Raw genomic sequence first — 19,417 nt, 5'->3', positions numbered from 1 at the left:
TGGATACCTCTAGTCCAGCTGTGCGCTGCCGACCCCATAAAGACTGGTAGCTTCATCCTCAATGGCCTTGTTCGGGTTTGCTTTGCTTGTGCTGTCCTTATCACCGTGCATGGCCCTGGTCTCAAGTTCTGTCACGGTCCTGAGCTTTTCGGCCAGCAGCGCGCTGGACTTGCCATAACGTTGAATCAGGACGAAGGCCATTACGGCCAGGATGAAGACGGCCATGGAGACCCAGACATTGAGCCTGACACCCAGGAATTCATGGGCGAAGTCGATACGCAGGGCCTCAATCCACGTGCGGCCGGTGGTGTACCAGATGACATACAGAGCGAAGAGGGAGCCGGCCTTGAGCAGCTTGACGGTCTTGGAACCGATCCAGACCAGCAGGGCCGCACCAATCAGGTTCCAGATCATCTCATAGAGGAAGGTGGGGTGGAAGAGGGTGCCGACGGGGCAGCTGCCACCGTCATAGCACTGTTCGCTGGAGCCTATGGCATGGGAAGCCATATCAATCTTCAGACCCCATGGCATGGTGGTCGGAGCACCATATAGTTCCTGGTTGAACCAGTTGCCTAAACGGCCCACCGCCTGAGCCACCAGCAGGGCCGGAGCCACGGCATCAGCCAGGAGGGCTAGGGGGTAATGCTTGTGCCGGCACCAGGCCCAGGCCGCCAAAGCCCCCAGCAGCACACCGCCCCAGATGCCCAGGCCGCCATTCCAGATACGGAAGATCTCGACCCAGTCACCATGGGGACCGAAGAAACGTTCTGGAGTGGTGATGACGTGGTAGAGCCTGGCACCGATGATGCCCGCCGGGATGGCGCACAGAGTGATGTCAAGAATCTGGTCGAAGTTGCCACCCAGGCGCTTCCAGCGGACAGTGGTGATCCAGACCGCCAGAACAATGCCCAAGAGAATGCACAGGGCATAGAGGTGAATGGTCACCGGCCCCAGTGAGAACTGGGAGATGCCGGGTGAAGGAAGGTAAGCCAGTGTCATAGTTATCTGATGGTAGTCGTCTTTTACGACAGACGTGCAGTGTGGATGCCAAGGGAGAGCTCGTCGGACTTGGCGGCCAGAAGGTTCAAGCCCTCCTGCAGGTCCCTGGACCTACGACCTGAATCATCCAAGAGGCAATGGACCAAGGCGGATCCCACGATGACACCGTCGGCATAGGCGCCGACCTGGGCCCCTTGGTCACCAGTGGAGACGCCGAGACCAACGCAAACCTTGTCGGCACCGGCCTGTCTGGTGGTCTCAACCAAAGTCTGCGGGGAGGCGGATATGCTCTCCTGTTCACCGGTGACACCCATCCGCGAGGCCGCATAGACAAAACCCCTGCTGTTGCCAGCCACCGTCTTGAGCCTGTCCTGCGAGGAATCAGGCGACACCATGAAGATACGGTCCAGACCATGCTGGTCGGAGACCTCTATCCATTCGCCGGCCTCATCAGGAATGAGGTCAGGGGTGATCAGGCCCGCTCCACCAGCATTGGCGAAATCCCTGGCAAAGTTCTCAACCCCATAGTGGAAGATCAGGTTCCAGTAGCTCATGATGAGGGGCACCGCACCACAGGCCGCCACCAGTTCCACCGCCTCGAAGACCCCGGCTATGCGCTCGCCCTGGTCCAGGGCTATTCTGGCCGCCGACTGGATGACCTGCCCGTCCATGACGGGGTCTGAATATGGCAGGCCTATCTCGACCAGGTCCACTCCATGTCGGCAGATGGTCTCAATGGCCTGCAAGGACCCTTCAGCATTGGGGAAACCGTAGGGGAGATAACCTATGAAAGCCGGCTGATCCTTGGCCTCGCAGGCATCAAGCCGAACCCGTGAAGGGCTGGGGCGGTGATTGAATCCCAGGGGTTGGTCCTTGCCCACTCCCCCTGCTACGGCGTTGCCGCCGATGACTGACTGTGACATCACGCTCACTCTCCTTCCCTGCTGGAGCCTTGGGCCTCATTGGCCTCGAGGGCCTGGCTCTGTTCGTCCGTAAGGTAGCCGAACCACTTGCCGGCTGTGGCCACATCCTTGTCGCCACGTCCTGAGACATTGACGATGATGGTCGGGTGTTCATAGCCCTTGGCCTTGAGGTCCGCCGCCGCCTTGTAGGCACCGGCCAGGGCGTGGGAGGATTCAATGGCGGGAATGATGCCCTCGGTCTCGCACAGATCCTTGAAGGCGCTCATGGCCTCCTCATCCGTGGCCCAGGAGTAATTGACCCGGCCCATGTCCCGCAACCAGGCGTGTTCAGGACCCACCGAGGCGTAATCCAGACCCGCCGAGATGGAATATGTGTCGAGGGTCTGGCCCTCATCGGTCTCCAGGAGGTAGGACTTGGCTCCCTGGAAGAGACCAAGCTCACCGGTTCCAGGTGCGAACCTGATGGCGTGCTCGCCGGATTGGGGCCCATGACCTCCAGCTTCATAACCGTAGAGGTTGACGCTGGGGTCGTCAAGGAAGGCATTCATGATGCCAATGGCATTGGAGCCGCCGCCCACGCAGGCGCATATGGCATCTGGACTGGCTATGCCGTATTCCTCCCGCAGTTGTTCGCTGGCCTCCTCACCGATGACCTTCTGGAAGTCCCGTACCATGGAGGGGAAGGGGTGGGGGCCAGCCACCGTACCCAGGAGGTAGTGGGTGTCCTTGACATTGGTCACCCAGTCGCGCAGGGCCTCGTTGATGGCGTCCTTGAGGATTCTGGTTCCCTGGGTGACCTCCACCACTTCAGCGCCCAGCAGGCGCATGCGTGCCACGTTCAAGGCCTGACGGCGGGCGTCGATCTGGCCCATGTAAATTCGGCATCGCAAACCGAAGATGGCGCAGACCGTGGCTGTGGCTACACCATGCTGACCAGCTCCGGTTTCGGCGATGACCCTGGTCTTGCCCATCCTCTTGACCAGGAGGCCCTGTCCCAGGGCATTGTTGATCTTATGGGCACCGGTGTGGTTCAAGTCCTCCCGCTTGAGGAAGACACGGGCCTTGAGCCCGACCTGATCGTTGATGCGTCCGGCGAACCTCGGGGCCTCGGTCAGTGGCGATGGCCGACCCACATAGCGCCGGTTGAGTCTGGCAAACTCCTCAAGGAAGGAGGGATCGGCCTTGGCTTCCTCGTATACGGACTCCAATTCATCAAGGGCTCCGACCAGCGCCTCGGGTACATAACGACCCCCGTACTGGCCGAAGTAGGGACCTTCATGCTGGCCCAGGGGGCGGGATTCGGAGGCCTTGACCCTGGCTCCGGCGCTCACCAGACGGCTTACAGCCAGCTGTGGGTCCTCGGCTGTGGCCACACCCTCCCCCACCAGTACCGCATCGGCCCCAGCTCTGGCGTAATCCTCCAACTCGATGGGCCCAAACACCCCGGATTCTGCCACACGGATGACATCTACGGGCAGGTCGGCGGCAAGTTCCTGGTATCTGTGCACATCAACCCGCAGGTCTTTGAGATTTCTAGCATTGATGCCAATCACCCGGGCACCTACGGCCATGGCCCTGTCGATCTCCTCGCGGCTGTGGGTTTCCACCAGGGCCGTCATTCCCAACTGATGGGTGAGGTCCAGGAGGGACTTGAGGTCCTGGTCCTCCAGGGCCGCGACGATCAGTAGGACCATGTCGGCCCCGTGGGCCCTGGCCTCCCAGATCTGGTAGTCCGATACGATGAAGTCCTTGCGCATGACCGGAATGTGGACCGCCGCGCGGACCTGGTCGAAATCCTGCAAGGACCCCAGAAAACGCCGGCCTTCGGTAAGGACGGAGATGGCAGACGCCCCGCCCCGCTCATAGTCGCGCCCCAAGGCTGCGGGGTCGGGAATGTCTCCCAGATGGCCCTTGGAAGGTGAGGCACGCTTGATTTCCGCTATGACAGGCACGGCTTTCGACTGCTTCAACCATCGGTGGGCGTCCATGGCCGCAGGAGCTGCCTTGGCAAGCTCCTGCAGCGCCTCCAGGGGAAGGGTCTGCTCTCGCAGCTCCTGATCTTCCCGGGCTCCAGCCACTAACTGGTCAAGGACAGTCATCGTGCCTCCTTACAGGTCAGATGCACCAAGTCTATCCGCCTGATACCTGTAGGGGCCGCCCTGTCTTGCCATATGAACCGAAGGCTTAGCTCTGGTCCTTACGGGAGCCGAGGCGTGCGGGAATCCGGCCACCTGCCTGGAAGCAGGACCTGCTTCCAGTGTGGCAGGCCGCCCCAGCTGGTCGATCTCCACCAGCAGGGCATCGCCATCGCAATCCATGGAGATGGCCCTGACATATTGCACATGGCCGGAGCTGTCTCCCTTCCGCCAGTATTCCTGGCGGGAACGGGACCAGTAGGTGACCCTCCCGGAGGTAATGGTTCGACGCAGGGCCTCGTCATCCATATAGGCGACCATGAGGACCTGGCGGCTGTCATACTGTTGTACCACCGCCGTGATCAGTCCCTGGCTGTCGTGCTTGAGCCGACAGGCTATGGCCTGATCAAGCTGTTGCTGCTCCTCGTACATGGTCCATCCTTCCTCATCTGACCTCATAACCAGCAGCTCTCAAGCCATCCTTGACCGCTCCAATGGTGAGCCTGCCATAATGGAAGACAGAGGCGGCCAGGACCGCATCGGCTCCCGCCTTGATGGCTGGGGGAAGTCGGCAAGCTTGCCGGCCCCTCCACTGGCGATGAGGGGAAGCTTGACAGCCCTGCGGACAGCACGGATCAGCTCCAGGTCAAAACCATCGCCGGTCCCGTCCGCATCCATGGAATTGAGCAGGATCTCTCCCACCCCCAATTCCTGGGCACGGCGGGCCCACCAGATGGCGTCGATGCCCGTGGATCTACGGTCGCCCATGGTGTTGACCTCGAAGCCGGATTTGGTATGGCCCTGGCCGCGCTCCCGCCTGACATCCACGGAAAGGACCAGGACCTGGCTGCCGAACCGTTGGGCAATGTCAGCTATGAGCTGGGGTTCATTGATGGCTGCGGTGTTGACACTGACCTTGTCCGCACCGCATCGCAGGAGGGGAATCCACGTCATCAACCGACCGGACTCCCCCGCCCACGGTCAGGGGTATGAAGAGCTGCCCAGCGGTCCGGGTGACCACGTCATAGGTGGTGGCCCTGCCCGATGAAGATGCGGTCACATCAAGGAAGGTCAGTTCATCGGCGCCTTCCGCATAGTAGCGGCTTGCCAGCTCCACTGGGTCACCCGCATCACGGAGGTGCGCAAAATGGACACCCTTGACCACCCTGCCCTGATCCACATCAAGACATGGAATGACCCTTACCGTCACAGACATCGGCCCCTCCTCCTACTCATCCGTGCAGCCACCCAAGCAGTGGAATATGCTGTACTGACCTTCGAGGACTTGCCAGCCTATAGGGGCTTCAGCCAGGGCACCTGGAATTTCCCACCTGTTGAGAGGGAATGTCGCGAGCTTGAGAAAGCACCCATGTGCGGCCTGGCTCAGGCTTTGGCTTCCTCGGACCGGCTGCCACCTTGCTTGGCCGCCAGCTGGCCACAGGCTCCATCAATGTCCTCGCCGCGGGTGTCACGCAAGGTGGCGGCTATACCGGCCCGGTGGAGGATATCCAGGAAAGTCTGCTCATCCTCAGGTTTGGAGGCCGTCCAACGTGACCCCTCTATGGGGTTGAGGGGAATGGGATTGACATGGGCCCAGTCATCCCCGTAATGATTCAGGCGCTTGGCCAGGAGCCGGGCATGTTCGGCCTGGTCATTGATGCCCCGCATGAGGGCGTATTCAATGCTGACCCGGCGTTTGGAGGTCAGATAGTAGTCATGGGCCGCATCCAGGACCTGGCTGGTGTTGAAGCGACGGTTCATGGGCACGAGCTCATCACGCAGCTGGTCGGATGGGGCATGCAGGGAGACTGCCAGTCGGACCGGCAAGCCCTCCGCCGTGAGTTTGCGTATCCCTGGAACAACACCGACCGTGGATATAGTGATGTTCCGGGCCGATATGCCGAATCCCTCCGGCGGAGCGGCGCAGATCTGCCGGACGGCGCCAAGGACGGACTTGTAATTGGCCATGGGTTCACCCATGCCCATGAAGACCACATTGCTGAGCCTGCCGGGGCCACCGGCGATCTCGCCCGCCTCCATGGACCAGGCCGCGACCCTGACCTGTTCCAGAATCTCCCCGGTCGACATATTGCGTGTCAGGCCCATGCGGCCTGTGGCGCAGAAGGGGCAGTCCATGCCGCAGCCCACCTGGCTGGAGATGCAGAGGGTGGCACGCTTGGGATAGCGCATGAGCACCGACTCGATGCGGGCACCATCGAAGAGTTCCCAGAGGGTCTTGACCGTTGTGCCTTGGTCCGCGATCTGGCGGGTCTCCTCCTTGATGAGTTCAGGGAAGAAGGCCTGGGAGACCAGCTCCCTATCCGCTGCGGGGAAGTCGGAGAAATCGGCCGCCGCAACGTCATGGTGGGCGAAGTAATGATTGGCCAGCTGCTTGGCCCGGAACCTGGCCAGACCCAGCTCCTGGGCCTTGGAGACACGCTCCTCCTGGGTCATATCCGCAAAATGCAGGGGTGGCTTGCCCCTACGGGTGTGTTCCTTGGATAGGACCTCTCTGAAGGCTGGCTTTTGTTCCTGAGTTGCCGTTTGTGTCACTGGACTGTACTCCTCAACGTCATCACTGTTTGCGCAAGACCAGCTTGCCGACCTGTCGCTCTTGTCGCTGGCTTCCTACATCCCCAGGGCCCATAGGAGTCCGGACATGAAGGGGGCACAGAGCAGGATGGAATCCACCCGGTCCAGCACACCGCCGTGGCCTTTGAGCAAATGGCCCATGTCTTTGATGCCCATGTCCCGCTTGAGCATGGACGCGCACAGGTCACCGAAGGTGCCGACCAGGCCCACCATGACCCCCATGACTATAGGTACCCACCAATGGCTGGCCCATGAATCCCCGTATGTAAAGGCGAATACGGCGAAGGCTCCCGCCATGGCGAACAACATGGACCCGATCAGTCCCTCGACCGACTTCTTGGGTGAGATCCTGGGCGAGAGCTTGTGCTTGCCCAACCAGGCCCCGGCGAAGAGGCCGCCGGTGTCGCTGAGGGCCGGAATGAAGATAAGCAGAATCGCATGGGCCACAGGGTGGCCGCCAAAGGTCTCCGGCAGGATCAGGAAGGAGGCCAGCAGAGCGATATATACCAGCGTGAAGACCGATACAGCCACATGCGATAGGCTGGCGTGGCCCAGGCCGTGCCCATCAGGCTGAACCGGCTGCCTGGCTGAACCAAGGGAAGAGGTGTCGAGTTTGCTGGCAACCGCAACGGTCAGGCGGTTGCCCATGGTCAGCTTGGTTGATGCCGCGAGGACCACAATCAGTAGGGATCCCATGGTGCAGAGTACCGTGGCCAGCAGGTGCCGAGGGGCATAGTAGGTCGCCAGCAATGTCACTACGGAGCAAAGCCATAGGGCCAGCACCGGGATCTGGAGTCCCACGGTGGCGAAGTCCACGCGCAGTTCCCAGAGGCCAAGAACCATGAAGAAGATGATGAGGTAGACGAACAGGTCAGTACGTATGAGCAGACAAGCCACGATGATGGCTATGAGCACGACCGCCGTGAGTACGGCCTGGGGCATGTTGCGCCCGGTCTTCTTGTTGATGTCCTGGAGGGCCGCCTCAGTCTGGTCCTCAAACTCATGTTCTGCACTCATCTATCGTTCCCCACATTGCCAAGTCAGATCCTGCGACAGCGGAGCATCAGACCTCCATGATGTCCTTCTGCTTACCGGCCAGGAGCTCATCCAGCTTGTCGCTGATCTCCTTGGTCAGCTTGTCCAATTCCTTGAGGTAGCGGTCTCCCTCATCTTCTCCCATATCGCCATCCTTGACGGACTTGTCGATGGCTTCCTTGGTCTTACGGCGAATGTTGCGTACCGCGACCTTGCCGTCCTCGGCCTTGGTCTTGGCCAACTTGACGTATTCCTTACGACGGTCCTCGGTCAGTTCCGGCATGGTGATATGGATGACATTGCCGTCACGGCGGGGGCTGACACCCAGATCGGAGTCACGGATGGCCTTCTCAACCGCATTGGCCTGGGAGGCGTCGAAGGGGGTAACGGAAAGGGTACGGGGTTCGGGAACACCGATGGAGGCCACCGCCTTGATGGGGGTTGGTGCCCCATAGTAGTCCACGACCAGTCCATTGAGGAGGGCTGGGTTGGCCCGTCCGGTTCGGATACCGGAGAAGTTCTCCTTGGTGGCCTCCACTGACTTGTTCATCTGTTCCCTGGCCTGTGCAATGGGATTTGCCATCGTGTCTGCTCCTTCATTCCTGCTGATGTCCATCAGCTCCTCACTAGCCTATCAGGTCGGCCTGTGCCTCCCTGCCCCGGTCAGGCCACGGTCGACTCCGCGGAAGAGACCAGGGTGCCTATGGCTTCTCCGGCCAAGGCTCGGGTAACATTGCCCGCTTCCTCAAGTCCGAAGACACGAATGTTCTCGGCGTTGTCACGGGCCATTGAAAGGGCCGCAGCATCCATGACTGCCAGATTGTCGACCAGAGCCCGGTTGTAGCTCAGGGTCACGAAGCGCTTGGCTTGGGGGTCCTTCATGGGGTCGGCCGTATAGACTCCATCCACCCCGTTCTTGCCCATCAGAACCTCATCGCAATGAATCTCCAGGGACCGCTGGATGGATACGGTGTCGGTGGAAAAGTAAGGCATGCCGGCCCCTGCGCCGAAGATGACCACTCTCCCCTTTTCCAGGTGACGAATGGCCTTGAGGGGAATGTAGGGCTCGGCGACCTGGCCCATGGTGATGGCCGTCTGGACCCGGGTGGCCTGCCCCTCCTGCTCCAGGAAGTCCTGGAGGGCCAGGCAGTTCATGACGGTACCAAGCATGCCCATGTAGTCACCACGGCTGCGTTCGATGCCTGCCTGCTGGAGTTCGGCTCCCCGGAAGAAGTTGCCACCACCGACCACGATGGCGACCTGGACACCCTGGTCGACGGCGACCTTGATCTCCTGGCTGATGCGTCGGACGACATGGGTGTCGATACCCACCTTGCCCCCACCGAAGGCCTCGCCGGATAGTTTCATGAGTACTCGTCGGGGCCTGTCGCCCATACCCTCACCTGACATGCTGAGCCTTTCATTAGCTGTATCTGGGCCCGCCAGCCCAGAAAGTCCGCTCCTCAGCCTAACCGCTTGCTCAGACAGTGGCGCCGCAGCGGGCCACGTGGACGCGCTTGACGCATAGGCTGGCGGCGCATGACAAAGGGGGCACCGGCAAACCGATGCCCCCTCACTCGGAAGTCGAAAAACCTAGTTCACTAGGCCCAGGCTCCCATATGAAGATGTATCACTCCTCCTCACCCTTGCCGACCTCAATGCGGGCGAAGGCCAGAGCCTGGCCTCCGACCTGCTTGAAGAGGTCGCCGATGGACTTGGAGGTGTCCTTGACGTACTCCTGCTCCAAGAGGACGTTCTCCTTGTAGAAGGCGTTGAGACGGCCCTCCACAATCTTGGGGATGATCTGCTCGGGCTTGCCTTCGGCCTGGGACTTCTCAGTGGCCACACGGCGCTCAGCCTCGACAACATCAGCGGGAACATCCTCACGGGTGAGCCACTTGGCACCCATGGCGGAAATCTGCAGGGCAGCCTCATGGGCCACGGAGGCACCAGCCTCATCAGTGGCGATCATGGCCACGATGGAGGGAGGCATCTCAGCAGACTTCTTGTGGGCGTAGATCTCGACATGGGGACCCTCGATCTTGGCGACCTGACCGATCTTGACATGCTCGCCGAAGAGGGAGGCCGCCTCCTCAACGGTCTCCTTGACGGTGCCGTCGTCGGAGGGTGCCGCCAGAATCTGCTCGGCATCCGATGCCTGGACCTTGACGGCCTGGTCGAGGACATTCTTGGCAAAGTCCACGAACTTGGGGGTTTTGGCCACGAAATCGGTCTCGGAGTTGAGTTCCACCGCGTAACCGGTCTGGCCGGCGGCGGAGTCAACGACGGTGGAGGCAATGGTGCCTTCCTGGGCGCTGCGACCCTCACGCTTGCCTGCCGCCTCGATGCCCTTGGCGCGAATGATCTCCTTGGCGCGGGTGACATCGCCCTCGGCCTCGGTGAGCGCCTTCTTGACGTCCATCATGCCGGCGCCGGTCTCTTCACGCACTTGCTTGATCAATGCTGCAGTAATTGCTGCCATTTGTACTGTCTCCTCTTATTTGGTATCCCCTCTTGCGGGAGGATGTGCGCATCCCGCAAGGGAGAGTATCACCTAGGCTTGCTGCTCTTCGCTCTGGGCTTGCTCGGTCGGGGCCTCAGCCACGGTCTGGGCCTTCCGGGCCTCGACCTTGTCGGCGGTTGCTTCCTCGGACTTGCTGCCCTCCTGGGTCAGCAGGTCCTTCTCCCAAGCGGCCATGGGCTGCTGGTCCTTGGACTCATCCTTGCTGGCCTTGTTGGAACGGGCCAGCAGACCGTCAGCCACGGCATCGGCCATGAGGCTGGTCAGCAGCTGGATGCCGCGAATGGCGTCATCGTTGGCTGGAATCGGGTAGGAGACCTTGTCGGGATCCGTGTTGGTATCGACGATGGCGATGACCGGAATGCCCAGCTTGTGGGCCTCCTCAACAGCCAGGGCCTCCTTGTTGATGTCAACCACGAAGAGGGCGGAGGGGGTGCGGCTCATGTTGCGGATACCGCCCAGCTGCTTGGTCAGCTTGTCTTTCTCGCGCTCCAGGAGCAGGAGCTCCTTCTTGGTCAGGCCGGAACCGCGGACATCGGAGAAGTCCATCTCCTCGAGCTCCTTCATGCGGGAGACTCGCTTGGACACGGTCTGGAAGTTGGTGAGCATGCCGCCCAGCCAACGCTCGGAGACGTAGGGCATGTTCACACGGGTGGCCTGCTCCTTGATGGCCTCCTGGGCCTGCTTCTTGGTACCGACGAAGAGAATGGTGCCATTGTGGGCCACCGTGGTCTTGATAAAGTCGTAGGCCGTGTCGATCATGTCGAGCGACTTGAAGAGGTTGATGATGTGGATGCCGTTGCGCTGGGTGAGAACGTACTGCTTCATCTTGGGATTCCAGCGGCGGGTCTGATGTCCAAAGTGCAGGCCGGATTTCAGCATTTCGCTCATAGTGATCTGAGCCATGGTGGTACTACCTTTCATGTCGGTTATTGCCTGGTCATGCGCATCTGCGTGCAGCTCCCGTGGGAACCGACCGACACAGACCGTCGAGGACATGACGCGATGTTGGTATGCCGGTTGTGGTTAGACTCGGTGCCGCTGTCCCTCCAACGACTAGGAACAGCAACAGTGGCATACAAGAATGCAGTATATCCTCTTGCTGGTACAAACCGGTGGGGCATACTGCCTAATGCCCCTTCATCCGGGAACGGCAGCGCTAGCGAGCATGCCGGTCAGCGACTGCGCAGGAGCCTCATGGCTTCCCGGCGCTCCTCCATTTCCAAGCGGTCCAGATAGATGTGGCCGTCAAGATGATCGCATTCATGCTGGAGCATGCGGCCCATTATTCCACGGCCCTCAAGGATCACCGTCTTGCCTGCCAGATCAATGCCTCTTACCCTGGCATAGTCGGCCCGGCGGGTCTTGTACCAGAGATTCGGGACCGAAAGGCAGCCCTCGTCCCCATACTGTTCACCCGATGTCTCCTCGATGACGGGATTGAGGACGTAGCCCACCTTCCCCTCGATGTTGTATGAGAAGGCCCGCAGGCTCACTCCAATCTGGTTGGCTGACAGACCGGCCCTACCAGGGTCATCTACGGTTTCCACCAGGTCCTGCACCAGCCGCTCCACGGCCGGGGTGATCTGCTCAATGGGATCACAGGCAGTGCGCAGGATGGGATCGGGAATGACACGAATGCTTCTAATGGACACACTCACTCCTTACAGGAAAGACCATCTTCATGACTTGGCGCCGGGCCACTGAGCAGGTCAACAGCCGGTCCGAGTCTAGGAAGTTCACTTATTGGATGCAGGTGTGGAGGATGGATCCTGGGCCGTGCCGGACTCCTGCTGGTTCCGCTCGGCTTCGTCCTGGGAGCCTTTGATGTACCCGCTGACGCTGCCCAGGGCCTGCTTGACCTTGGGGGTCACCACACCAGCCGCCTGGGCCTTGACAAGGGGCTTGGGAGCATAGATCTCATCCTCCACGAGCTCCTGGTAGCTGGCAAGGACCTTTGGGCGGACGACCTTCATGCTGGGTGTGAGCGTCCCGTCCTCCTGGTTGTAGTCCTTGTCGAGGATGAGGAACTTGCGTACGGACTCAGCCCTGGACACCGTGCTGTTGGCCTGGTCCACATACTGCTGGACAAAGGCTCGCACTGCCTCGCTCTTGGCGATCTGGGACATGGGAGCCTTGCCGTCGAGCCCTTGGCTGGCCAGCCAGGAGCGGACCATCTCCTCCTCGAGTGTGACGAGGGCGGAGACGAAGGGTTTGCCATCTCCCAACACCAGTGAATGGGAGACCACGGGGCAGGTGTCGATGACATCCTCCAAGGGGGCGGGGCTGATGTTCTTGCCGCCGGCGGTGATGATGATGTCCTTCTTCCTGCCTGTGATGTAGAGGAAGCCGTCATCGTCGATCTTGCCCAGGTCGCCGCTGTGAAGCCAATCGTCATCGGTCATGACCTCGGCGGTGAGCTCAGGCTGCTTGTAATAGCCCTGGAAGACATTGGCGCCCTTGATGAGGACCTCGTCGTCATCAGCCAGCTTGACGGCGATGCCGGGGCCGGGCTTGCCTACGGAACCGACCCGGTTGGCCTCCTCGAAGTTGACCACGCAGGGTGCGGCCGTTTCCGTCATGCCGTAGCCCTGAATGAAGGTGATGCCGTCGAAACCGTTGAAGAAGTGGGCCAGGTCGCTGTTCATGGGAGCTCCACCGCAGGCAAGGTATTTGAGATTGGGGCCGAGGGCGGAGCGGATGGAGGTTCCCACCGTCTTCATATAGAAGGCATGGCGAATCTTCTCCAGGGCCGAGTGCCTCATGCCTTCTGATTCCTCCTTGGACCAGCGGACGAAGTGTCGGAAGGCCTGGGCGAAAACCTTGCCCTGCAGGCCGGAGCCCGCCTTCTGGGAGGCTGCGTTGTAGACCTTCTCGAAGACCCGTGGCACACCAAGCAGGTAGGTCGGTTTGAAGGTGCGCAGGTCGGAGAGCAGGTGCTTGGCGCTGGGCACGTAGCCGACCACGCCGTTGGCGCCGATGGCGACATATTGGATGTACCGTGCGAAGCAGTGGGCCAGGGGCAGAAAGAGCATGAGCCGTGAGGGCTGGTAGAGCATATCGTCGAGCACATCGTAGCCGGCGAAGACGATGTGGACGAAGTTGCGGTGGGAGAGCATGGCGCCCTTGGGCTTGCCCGTAGAACCGGAGGTGTAGACGATGGTGGCCAGGTCGTCGGCGCTGACCTGGTCGATGGCCTTGTCCAAGGCATCGTCGGTGATGGCGCTGCCGAAGCCGATAACGGCTTCTATGCCCTCGTCCTCGAAGTTGAACACGTACTTGAGATCGGTATGGTCAAGTCTGATCTGTTCCAGGGTCTGGGTATGGTCCCAGTCTCCGGCGAAGGCGATGCTGGGATGGACATCATCGACGATGTCTGCGGCCTGCTTGGGCGAATCCGTCTCGTAGATGGGAATGCTCACGGCACCAATGGCGGCACAGGCGAAATCGACCAATGCCCACTCGTATGAGGTGGCCGCATAGATGATCAACATGCTCCCGCTCTTGACACCAAGGCCCATAAGCCCCTTGGCCACCTTGCGGACCCGCTCCAACATCTCCTTTGCCAGCACGTCCTGCCAGGTCTTGGTCCGTTCATCCTGCCATTGGGCTATCAAGCCCTCCGGATCCCGGATGACACGATTGGCCAGGAGGGAATAGATGGTGTCCTTGCTCGTGGTGGGATGAATGACATCCACGGAAAATTCGCGCAACATGATTACCACTATAAACACTGGTCCACCCCGACAGGTCCACATGTCGGTAATTCGCCAATCCGGGGTGTCTCGCGCCTACCCCTGCGCTGAGACCCCCTTCCAACCTCTATGCTGTAAACATTGAGTAAGACCACAGTAATCGCGGCCTGACAGGCCTAACCCATATCGGCGAGCACGCAGATCCATCTGCTGCCCACAAAATCCAATCGCATGGACATGCAGTAGTCTGCCGAGCCGATGGACAGGAGGATGCAGAGCTCCAGGCAGTGGTCACTGGTGAACATCCCGTCGATGGTGGTCGGCACGACTGGACGTGTGCACAGGTTCTCCCGGACATCGGCATGGCTGTTCAAATGGTTCTCCACCAGCATGGCCACGGTCCGTAACTTGCCCAGACAGGAGGGACTCATGATTTTGCCCAACAGCCGGGCGGGTCGTCTGCCCCTGAGCACATCGGCGGCCATGCAGGCTATCCGACAGGCGTTCATGGCGAAGTTGGAGCAATCCGGATCCCTGAGAAGGCCTGATATGCAACTGGTGAAGTGGTAGTGGATGGGTTGGTCCGACAATTCCATGTTCAGGAAACCGTCACAGACCGGACGGCGGTTGACGGCTTTGAAGCCACCGGGTGGTTCCCAGGACCCCGCATGCTGGGTCCCCTTGAACCTCTCTGTCGTATTCCAGCGTGCGTCCATGTCCCCAGAAGCAGTTGATACCGGGGATTGCCGAGTGCTCGCCTGCGGGCCGGTCTTCGCCGGGGTATGGGGAAGTGTCTTGCCTACCGCCTGCCTGACCCTGCCAGCTTCCCCAGTCTGGTAGGTCGTCGATTGCCGGTTTTGTGCCTTGTATGTTGCTGTGCCCTTAGTCATAGCCCGCTCCCCACACCATGTGTTTCCAACCATGTGCAAGGGTGCCTCACCGTCGAGTCTCCCTTGTCACCCTATGCCTCCAGAACACCATGAAGACTGTGGCCTGTCAACGCGGATGGCCGAAAATGTGGATAAGTGGATTACCTCAGATTGGTCCCTGTGCTGATCCCCATCCGGGGCCCGGATGGGGATCATGGAAGCATGGCCTGCGCCTCAGGGTTGAGTGGTGCCTTCGGTTTTTCAGGTGATGGCCGCCACTGAGGCGGACAGGGCTGGGGGGGGGGGGGAATACGTCAGAGCAGATGTGATGGACTGACGGCCATCCGACATTTCTGGAAGCTCTTGAGGTCCACATAGCCGGTTGAAGCCATGGCCCTACGCAGGGCTCCAATGAAATTGGTCTTGCCATCGGGCTGGTGGCTGGGACCAAAGAGAATCTCATGGAGGGAGGCCACGGTTCCCACCTGGGACCGGAAGCCCCTGGGCAGGGTCTCATGCCGGGCCTCGGCCCCCCAGTGCATCCCCTGCCCCGGTGCCTGCGTGGACCTGGCCAGGGGGGCGCCGAGCATAACGGCGTCCGCGCCCAGGGCCAAGGCCTTGACCACAGCCCCGGATGTACCCATCTCGCCATCGGCTATGACCTGGACGTAGCGGCCACCGGACTCATCCAGGTAGTCCCTGCGGGCCTCAGCCACATCGGAGATGGCTGTGGCAAGGGGGGCATGCAGGCCGATGGTGGACCGGGTGGCGGACACGGCCCCACCCCCGAAGCCGACGAGGACACCGGCTGCTCCCGTCCGCATCAGATGAAGGGCAGCCGTATAGTCCGCTGCCCCTCCCACGATGACTGGAACATCCAGGTCATAGATGAACTTCTTCAGATTCAAGGGTTCATGGTCTTTGGAGACATGCTCGGCAGACACGGCGGTTCCACGGATGACGAAGAGGTCGACACCAGCCTCCAGCACTGTGGAATAGAACTCCTGGGTCCGTTGGGGCGACAGGGCACCGGCCACGGTGACACCAGCCTCTCGGATCTCATGAAGGCGCTGGACTATCAGGTCCTCTTTGATGGGTTCCGTGTAAATTTTCTGTATGAGAGACACGGCATCGTCAGGCTGTGCCGACGCTATCCGCTCAAGTTCAGGGGCGGGATCCTCGTAGCGGGTCCACAACCCCTCCAGGTCAAGGACACCCAAGCCCCCCAGCTTGCCCATGGCTATGGCTGTGGCCGGGCTGGTGACCGAGTCCATAGGGGCCGAGAGCACGGGTATATCGAACCCGTAGGCGTCAACCTGCCAGGAGGTCGATACGTCCTGGGGATCGCGGGTCCTGCGGGAGGGGACGATGGCCACATCATCCAGCCCATAGGCCAGGCGGGCGTTCTTGCTCAAACCGATAGCTATTTCCTGAGACATGGCTTCCAGCCTAATCCTGCGTCAGGAACTTTTAGCCAGTCTCTACTAGTATCGTGCCAGGTACTATATCGGAAGCCTGAAGGATGGAACATGACAAGGATTGGCAAAGGCCAGGTTCTGCGGACAGTGGCACTCGCTCTGAGCATGGGCCTCATCTGGGCTACGGCCGCCTGTGGGGCTCCCCAAGGGCAGGAACCCACCAAGGCTCAACCACCCGCCACCAGACCATCAGGCAACGTGGCCCTGTTCGCCCCGTCCGATGGCATCACCATTTCCCAACACACCCCCCTGAACAAGTGGGCCAAACTCCTGCCGGAAGTGACCAATGCCCTTCGCGATGAGGGGTTCGGCAAGGGCTCGATCACGACCAAGACCTCAGACAGCCTGGACACGCAAAGCAGGGAGGTTCAGGATTATGTGGTCGATGGCCTGACCCAGGCAGGGGCCAAGGGCAAGAAGGACTCTGCGGCCAAGGCCAAGGAGACCACACTTGTCATCGCCCCGGTCATCGAGGCCAGCGATGCCACCCGCCAGTATGGCGACTACACCAGATCCGACTACCCCATCTCCAAGACAGACAACGACCATGGAGACAAGGACCAAGCGGATGGTCAGCGGCGGGATGGGGCCGGCACCAATGGCGGCGACCCGGCAGACAAAGGGGGCAAGGACAGTCAAGACAGCCAGGATGCCGCCCTCAGGCGCCTGGTATCCTCCTTGAATCTGGCCAAGGAGGCGGGAGCCCATGTCATCCTCCTATCCAATCCCCTGGATGGCTTCAACCCGGACCTCTTTGTGAACATGTCGACTCCTGAGGAAATCGGGGCGGTCCAAGCCAAGGAGATGGTCAACAAACTGGCTTTGGACAAGGCCAGCAGCAAGAATCCCAAGTCTATAGAACTCCTGCTCCCCTACACGCTCTCACAGTCCGATGGTCAAGTCGGGAGGGGCACCGATGGCAAGGGGTCATCTGACAGCGGGGAAGGATCACAGGCAGATGCACAGGGCCAGGAGCCAGCCGAGCTAGAGGATGCCTTCGCCTCACGGGCCTTTGCGGGGGTCTGGCAAGTCCTCCAGCCATACTTCAAGGCGGGAAAGGCCTACAGCCCCTCGAACTGCCTGACCGCTGAAAGCAAGACAGAGGATTGGACCAACTGTGCCCTGGACGCGGACAAGAGCTCGAAGATCCGCGAGCAGTTGGACAAGCGCCTGGCCATGACCTCCAAGGCCGATGCCCATACCCGCATAGACGGCATCATCTGCATGAATGATTATGTGGTCTCCGGGGTCATTGAGGAATTGGACGCTCTGGGGTATGTGGGGTCCTCGGCTGATGTCAATCCGACCATCACCCTTCCCGACCTAGTGGGGAGCATCACCGGCAAGCACGACCTGACCAGGCACGCCGTTCCTGACCCTCAAAGCCCAGATGACCAAGGGACTGAAGATCAGTCCGCAGGCGGCAATAGCGACCGGCATGCCGCCAATCAATCCGGTGACCAGGCCGCCAAATGGCCGGTGCTGGTAGGCTACGGAGCATACCTGGATACCATTGCGCAGATAGTCAATGGCAAGGAATGGATGACCGCCCTCGAAGATCGCCAGGCCATGTCCGCCGGCATCGCCGTTGCAAGCAAGGCCCTCAACCAAGGGAAGGATGTCCACCAGCTCGCTGGCATGGAAAGCACCAGTATGAATGGCGGTCAGGTCCCCATGCTCCACAAGCCCCTACTGGCAGTCAGCGCCAGCAACCTCAAGGACATCCTTATTGATCCTGGGTACATCTCCCTCGCCGACGCCGGCCTATGACACATACCAGATTGGGACTTGCTATCCTTTTAGCGTGTCTCCCCTTCCTCATCGCTCATAGCCCTACACAGTGTCCTCATGCATGCAGGGGTGAGCCTGCGAATCCTCAGTCTAGCGGTGGCTTGAGTCCAATCAGCTTGGCTGTGACCCTGCTGGCCGGGTCCAGGTAGCTCTTGGGCCCGGACCTCAACCCCCAGTGCAGGCAGTGGTCACCGCAATGGTCAGACCCACCTTCATGTTTGGCAAAAACCTCCCCTTTGCGTACCTTGCTACCTGCCTTCAGTTCCGTGCTGGCTGGTTCAAAGGTCGAGGTCGCCTTCTCATGCTTGAGGCTAACCACAGATTTGCCAGCAACCTGGCCCGCAAAGGCTATGCTTCCCTTCGCTGGGGCACGGATGGGCAGGCCCGGCTCAGCGTCCAGGTCCACTCCCCTATGCCCCGAGAGCCATGGCTGTGGAGGGTTGCTGAAAGCCTTCAGGATGGTCGGATGGTCCACAGGCCATTGGTATTCAGCATGGCATGGTGCAGTAACCGCCGGTTCATGGGCCGCTATGGGCCGAGTTTGGATGCTGGAGATCACCAGGCAGCAGATCAGTGACAGCAATCCTGCCAGCGTACTCCTGAAATGGAGGCCTGCACGGTAACGGTTGACCCTCATCTGCCGGAGGCGGTAGGTCCGTTGCCTCTTGCTCAGATCATCATTGGACATGAACACTCCATTCCCCTCCGACCACCATGGATATGGCTTGTGCCAACCAGTGACCAAGAGTTTCCGCCAGTCCCCCTGCGGGACACGCGAGACTTGTGATAGCCAGCATGGCAGAATCACGGAAAGAAACAGTCGCCGAACTGGTCTTGTGGTCGAACGGTCAGGCTTTCGTCATATCCGGGCGTGTCGGGGCCCATGGCTCAATGAGGGGCCACACGGACAGCTATGGCGACCCCTAAGGGTTATACCCCAACAGCACAAACCAACCCGCACACATTTTGGCGTATATCCCCGGAAGGTAAGAAGCTATGGAAACGCCCCCGGTCTGTTGGGAACCGAGGGCGCTGTTCAGGTTAAGCAGTGCGTAATCAGACCAAATGGAACTTGCTGATGAGGCTGAGGGCGATGATGATGGCCACCCACAGCAAGGCGATGATGATGGTCCACCTGTTCAGGTTCTTCTCAGCCACGCCGGAGGTGCCGGCGTTCTGGGTCAGACCTCCGCCAAACATGTCAGACAGGCCGCCGCCCTTGCCCCGGTGCATGAGGATCAAGAGGGTCAACAGGAAGCAGAGAACCACCAATACAATCTGCAGAACAAGCTTGACAATGGCCATAGTCGACACGGGTATACCTCCATTTAATCAGTATTGGTAGCAAGCATAGCGCATAGGGGCGAATTCCCGGGGAT

16 protein-coding genes and 2 pseudogenes are annotated in these 19,417 nt (G+C 60.4%); 1 reads left to right on the top strand and 17 read right to left on the bottom strand.

Annotation, left to right across the window (positions count from 1 at the left end):
• Positions 1-9 precede the first annotated feature (9 nt).
• From lgt to CRD60_RS02220, 15 genes and pseudogenes are all read right to left on the bottom strand, one after another.
• Complete coding sequence (gene lgt, locus CRD60_RS02290; RefSeq protein ID WP_113859712.1) at positions 10-999, bottom strand: prolipoprotein diacylglyceryl transferase; 990 nt, start codon at positions 997-999, stop codon at positions 10-12.
• Between the two features lie 23 nt (positions 1,000-1,022).
• Complete coding sequence (gene trpA / locus CRD60_RS02285; protein ID WP_113859711.1) at positions 1,023-1,922, bottom strand: tryptophan synthase subunit alpha; 900 nt, start codon at positions 1,920-1,922, stop codon at positions 1,023-1,025.
• Positions 1,923-1,927: 5 nt separating this feature from the next.
• Positions 1,928-4,021 carry a bifunctional indole-3-glycerol phosphate synthase/tryptophan synthase subunit beta gene (locus tag CRD60_RS02280; protein WP_113859710.1) on the bottom strand — a complete coding sequence of 698 codons (2,094 nt, stop codon included), beginning with the start codon at positions 4,019-4,021 and terminating at the stop codon, positions 1,928-1,930.
• A gap of 85 nt (positions 4,022-4,106) precedes the next feature.
• Positions 4,107-4,489 (bottom strand): annotated as a pseudogene (hisI, locus tag CRD60_RS02275) (phosphoribosyl-AMP cyclohydrolase).
• Positions 4,490-4,502: 13 nt separating this feature from the next.
• Positions 4,503-5,273, bottom strand: a pseudogene (hisF, locus tag CRD60_RS02270) (imidazole glycerol phosphate synthase subunit HisF).
• 167 nt (positions 5,274-5,440) lie between these two features.
• Positions 5,441-6,610 carry a 23S rRNA (adenine(2503)-C(2))-methyltransferase RlmN gene (gene rlmN / locus CRD60_RS02265; protein WP_113859709.1) on the bottom strand — a complete coding sequence of 390 codons (1,170 nt, stop codon included), beginning with the start codon at positions 6,608-6,610 and terminating at the stop codon, positions 5,441-5,443.
• A gap of 75 nt (positions 6,611-6,685) precedes the next feature.
• Positions 6,686-7,666: a phosphatidate cytidylyltransferase gene (locus tag CRD60_RS02260; protein ID WP_113859708.1), complete on the bottom strand. Its 981-nt coding sequence runs from the start codon at positions 7,664-7,666 to the stop codon at positions 6,686-6,688.
• 46 nt (positions 7,667-7,712) lie between these two features.
• A complete protein-coding gene (frr, locus tag CRD60_RS02255) occupies positions 7,713-8,267 on the bottom strand; it encodes a ribosome recycling factor (RefSeq protein ID WP_113859707.1) in 555 nt (184 codons plus the stop codon).
• Between the two features lie 80 nt (positions 8,268-8,347).
• On the bottom strand, positions 8,348-9,094 hold the full coding sequence (gene pyrH, locus CRD60_RS02250; RefSeq protein WP_113859706.1) for a UMP kinase: 747 nt from the start codon (positions 9,092-9,094) through the stop codon (positions 8,348-8,350).
• Positions 9,095-9,314: 220 nt separating this feature from the next.
• Complete coding sequence (tsf, locus tag CRD60_RS02245) at positions 9,315-10,166, bottom strand: translation elongation factor Ts (protein WP_113859705.1); 852 nt, start codon at positions 10,164-10,166, stop codon at positions 9,315-9,317.
• Between the two features lie 72 nt (positions 10,167-10,238).
• Positions 10,239-11,111 (bottom strand): 30S ribosomal protein S2, encoded by an 873-nt coding sequence (gene rpsB / locus CRD60_RS02240; protein ID WP_113859704.1) that lies wholly within the window; start codon positions 11,109-11,111, stop codon positions 10,239-10,241.
• Between the two features lie 269 nt (positions 11,112-11,380).
• A complete protein-coding gene (def, locus tag CRD60_RS02235) occupies positions 11,381-11,860 on the bottom strand; it encodes a peptide deformylase (protein WP_113859703.1) in 480 nt (159 codons plus the stop codon).
• 84 nt (positions 11,861-11,944) lie between these two features.
• Positions 11,945-13,921 carry an AMP-dependent synthetase/ligase gene (locus CRD60_RS02230; protein ID WP_113859702.1) on the bottom strand — a complete coding sequence of 659 codons (1,977 nt, stop codon included), beginning with the start codon at positions 13,919-13,921 and terminating at the stop codon, positions 11,945-11,947.
• Positions 13,922-14,076: 155 nt separating this feature from the next.
• Complete coding sequence (locus CRD60_RS02225; protein WP_127975617.1) at positions 14,077-14,790, bottom strand: Rv3235 family protein; 714 nt, start codon at positions 14,788-14,790, stop codon at positions 14,077-14,079.
• A gap of 293 nt (positions 14,791-15,083) precedes the next feature.
• Positions 15,084-16,208 (bottom strand): GuaB3 family IMP dehydrogenase-related protein, encoded by a 1,125-nt coding sequence (locus CRD60_RS02220; protein WP_113859700.1) that lies wholly within the window; start codon positions 16,206-16,208, stop codon positions 15,084-15,086.
• 90 nt (positions 16,209-16,298) lie between these two features.
• On the opposite strand from CRD60_RS02220, the gene CRD60_RS02215 reads away from it, so the two are divergent.
• Complete coding sequence (locus CRD60_RS02215; RefSeq protein ID WP_113859699.1) at positions 16,299-18,017, top strand: substrate-binding domain-containing protein; 1,719 nt, start codon at positions 16,299-16,301, stop codon at positions 18,015-18,017.
• A gap of 106 nt (positions 18,018-18,123) precedes the next feature.
• Here the strand turns inward: CRD60_RS02215 and CRD60_RS02210 are convergent, their stop codons facing one another.
• Positions 18,124-18,726 carry a M23 family metallopeptidase gene (locus CRD60_RS02210; RefSeq protein ID WP_113859698.1) on the bottom strand — a complete coding sequence of 201 codons (603 nt, stop codon included), beginning with the start codon at positions 18,724-18,726 and terminating at the stop codon, positions 18,124-18,126.
• A gap of 368 nt (positions 18,727-19,094) precedes the next feature.
• Positions 19,095-19,343, bottom strand: coding sequence for a preprotein translocase subunit SecG (secG, locus tag CRD60_RS02205; protein ID WP_113859697.1), 249 nt, complete (start codon positions 19,341-19,343; stop codon positions 19,095-19,097).
• Between the last annotated feature and the right edge of the window lie 74 nt (positions 19,344-19,417).

It is taken from the genome of Bifidobacterium aemilianum (genome assembly GCF_003315635.1).
GTDB lineage: Bacteria > Actinomycetota > Actinomycetes > Actinomycetales > Bifidobacteriaceae > Bifidobacterium > Bifidobacterium aemilianum.
The sequence above is the reverse complement of the archived record's forward strand: the minus strand, read 5'-3'. Positions and strand labels throughout refer to the sequence as shown.

Excerpts from the sequence above, each read along its gene's own strand:
- CRD60_RS02215 (WP_113859699.1), top strand. The coding sequence starts at position 16,299 with ATGACAAGGATTGGCAAAGGCCAGGTTCTGCGGACAGTGGCACTCGCT.
- rpsB (WP_113859704.1), bottom strand. The coding sequence starts at position 11,111 with ATGGCTCAGATCACTATGAGCGAAATGCTGAAATCCGGCCTGCACTTT.
- pyrH (WP_113859706.1), bottom strand. The coding sequence starts at position 9,094 with ATGTCAGGTGAGGGTATGGGCGACAGGCCCCGACGAGTACTCATGAAA.
- frr (WP_113859707.1), bottom strand. The coding sequence starts at position 8,267 with ATGGCAAATCCCATTGCACAGGCCAGGGAACAGATGAACAAGTCAGTG.
- secG (WP_113859697.1), bottom strand. The coding sequence starts at position 19,343 with ATGGCCATTGTCAAGCTTGTTCTGCAGATTGTATTGGTGGTTCTCTGC.
- CRD60_RS02280 (WP_113859710.1), bottom strand. The coding sequence starts at position 4,021 with ATGACTGTCCTTGACCAGTTAGTGGCTGGAGCCCGGGAAGATCAGGAG.
- CRD60_RS02225 (WP_127975617.1), bottom strand. The coding sequence starts at position 14,790 with ATGACTAAGGGCACAGCAACATACAAGGCACAAAACCGGCAATCGACG.
- CRD60_RS02220 (WP_113859700.1), bottom strand. The coding sequence starts at position 16,208 with ATGTCTCAGGAAATAGCTATCGGTTTGAGCAAGAACGCCCGCCTGGCC.
- CRD60_RS02210 (WP_113859698.1), bottom strand. The coding sequence starts at position 18,726 with ATGTCCAATGATGATCTGAGCAAGAGGCAACGGACCTACCGCCTCCGG.
- CRD60_RS02230 (WP_113859702.1), bottom strand. The coding sequence starts at position 13,921 with ATGTTGCGCGAATTTTCCGTGGATGTCATTCATCCCACCACGAGCAAG.
- trpA (WP_113859711.1), bottom strand. The coding sequence starts at position 1,922 with ATGTCACAGTCAGTCATCGGCGGCAACGCCGTAGCAGGGGGAGTGGGC.
- CRD60_RS02260 (WP_113859708.1), bottom strand. The coding sequence starts at position 7,666 with ATGAGTGCAGAACATGAGTTTGAGGACCAGACTGAGGCGGCCCTCCAG.
- lgt (WP_113859712.1), bottom strand. The coding sequence starts at position 999 with ATGACACTGGCTTACCTTCCTTCACCCGGCATCTCCCAGTTCTCACTG.
- tsf (WP_113859705.1), bottom strand. The coding sequence starts at position 10,166 with ATGGCAGCAATTACTGCAGCATTGATCAAGCAAGTGCGTGAAGAGACC.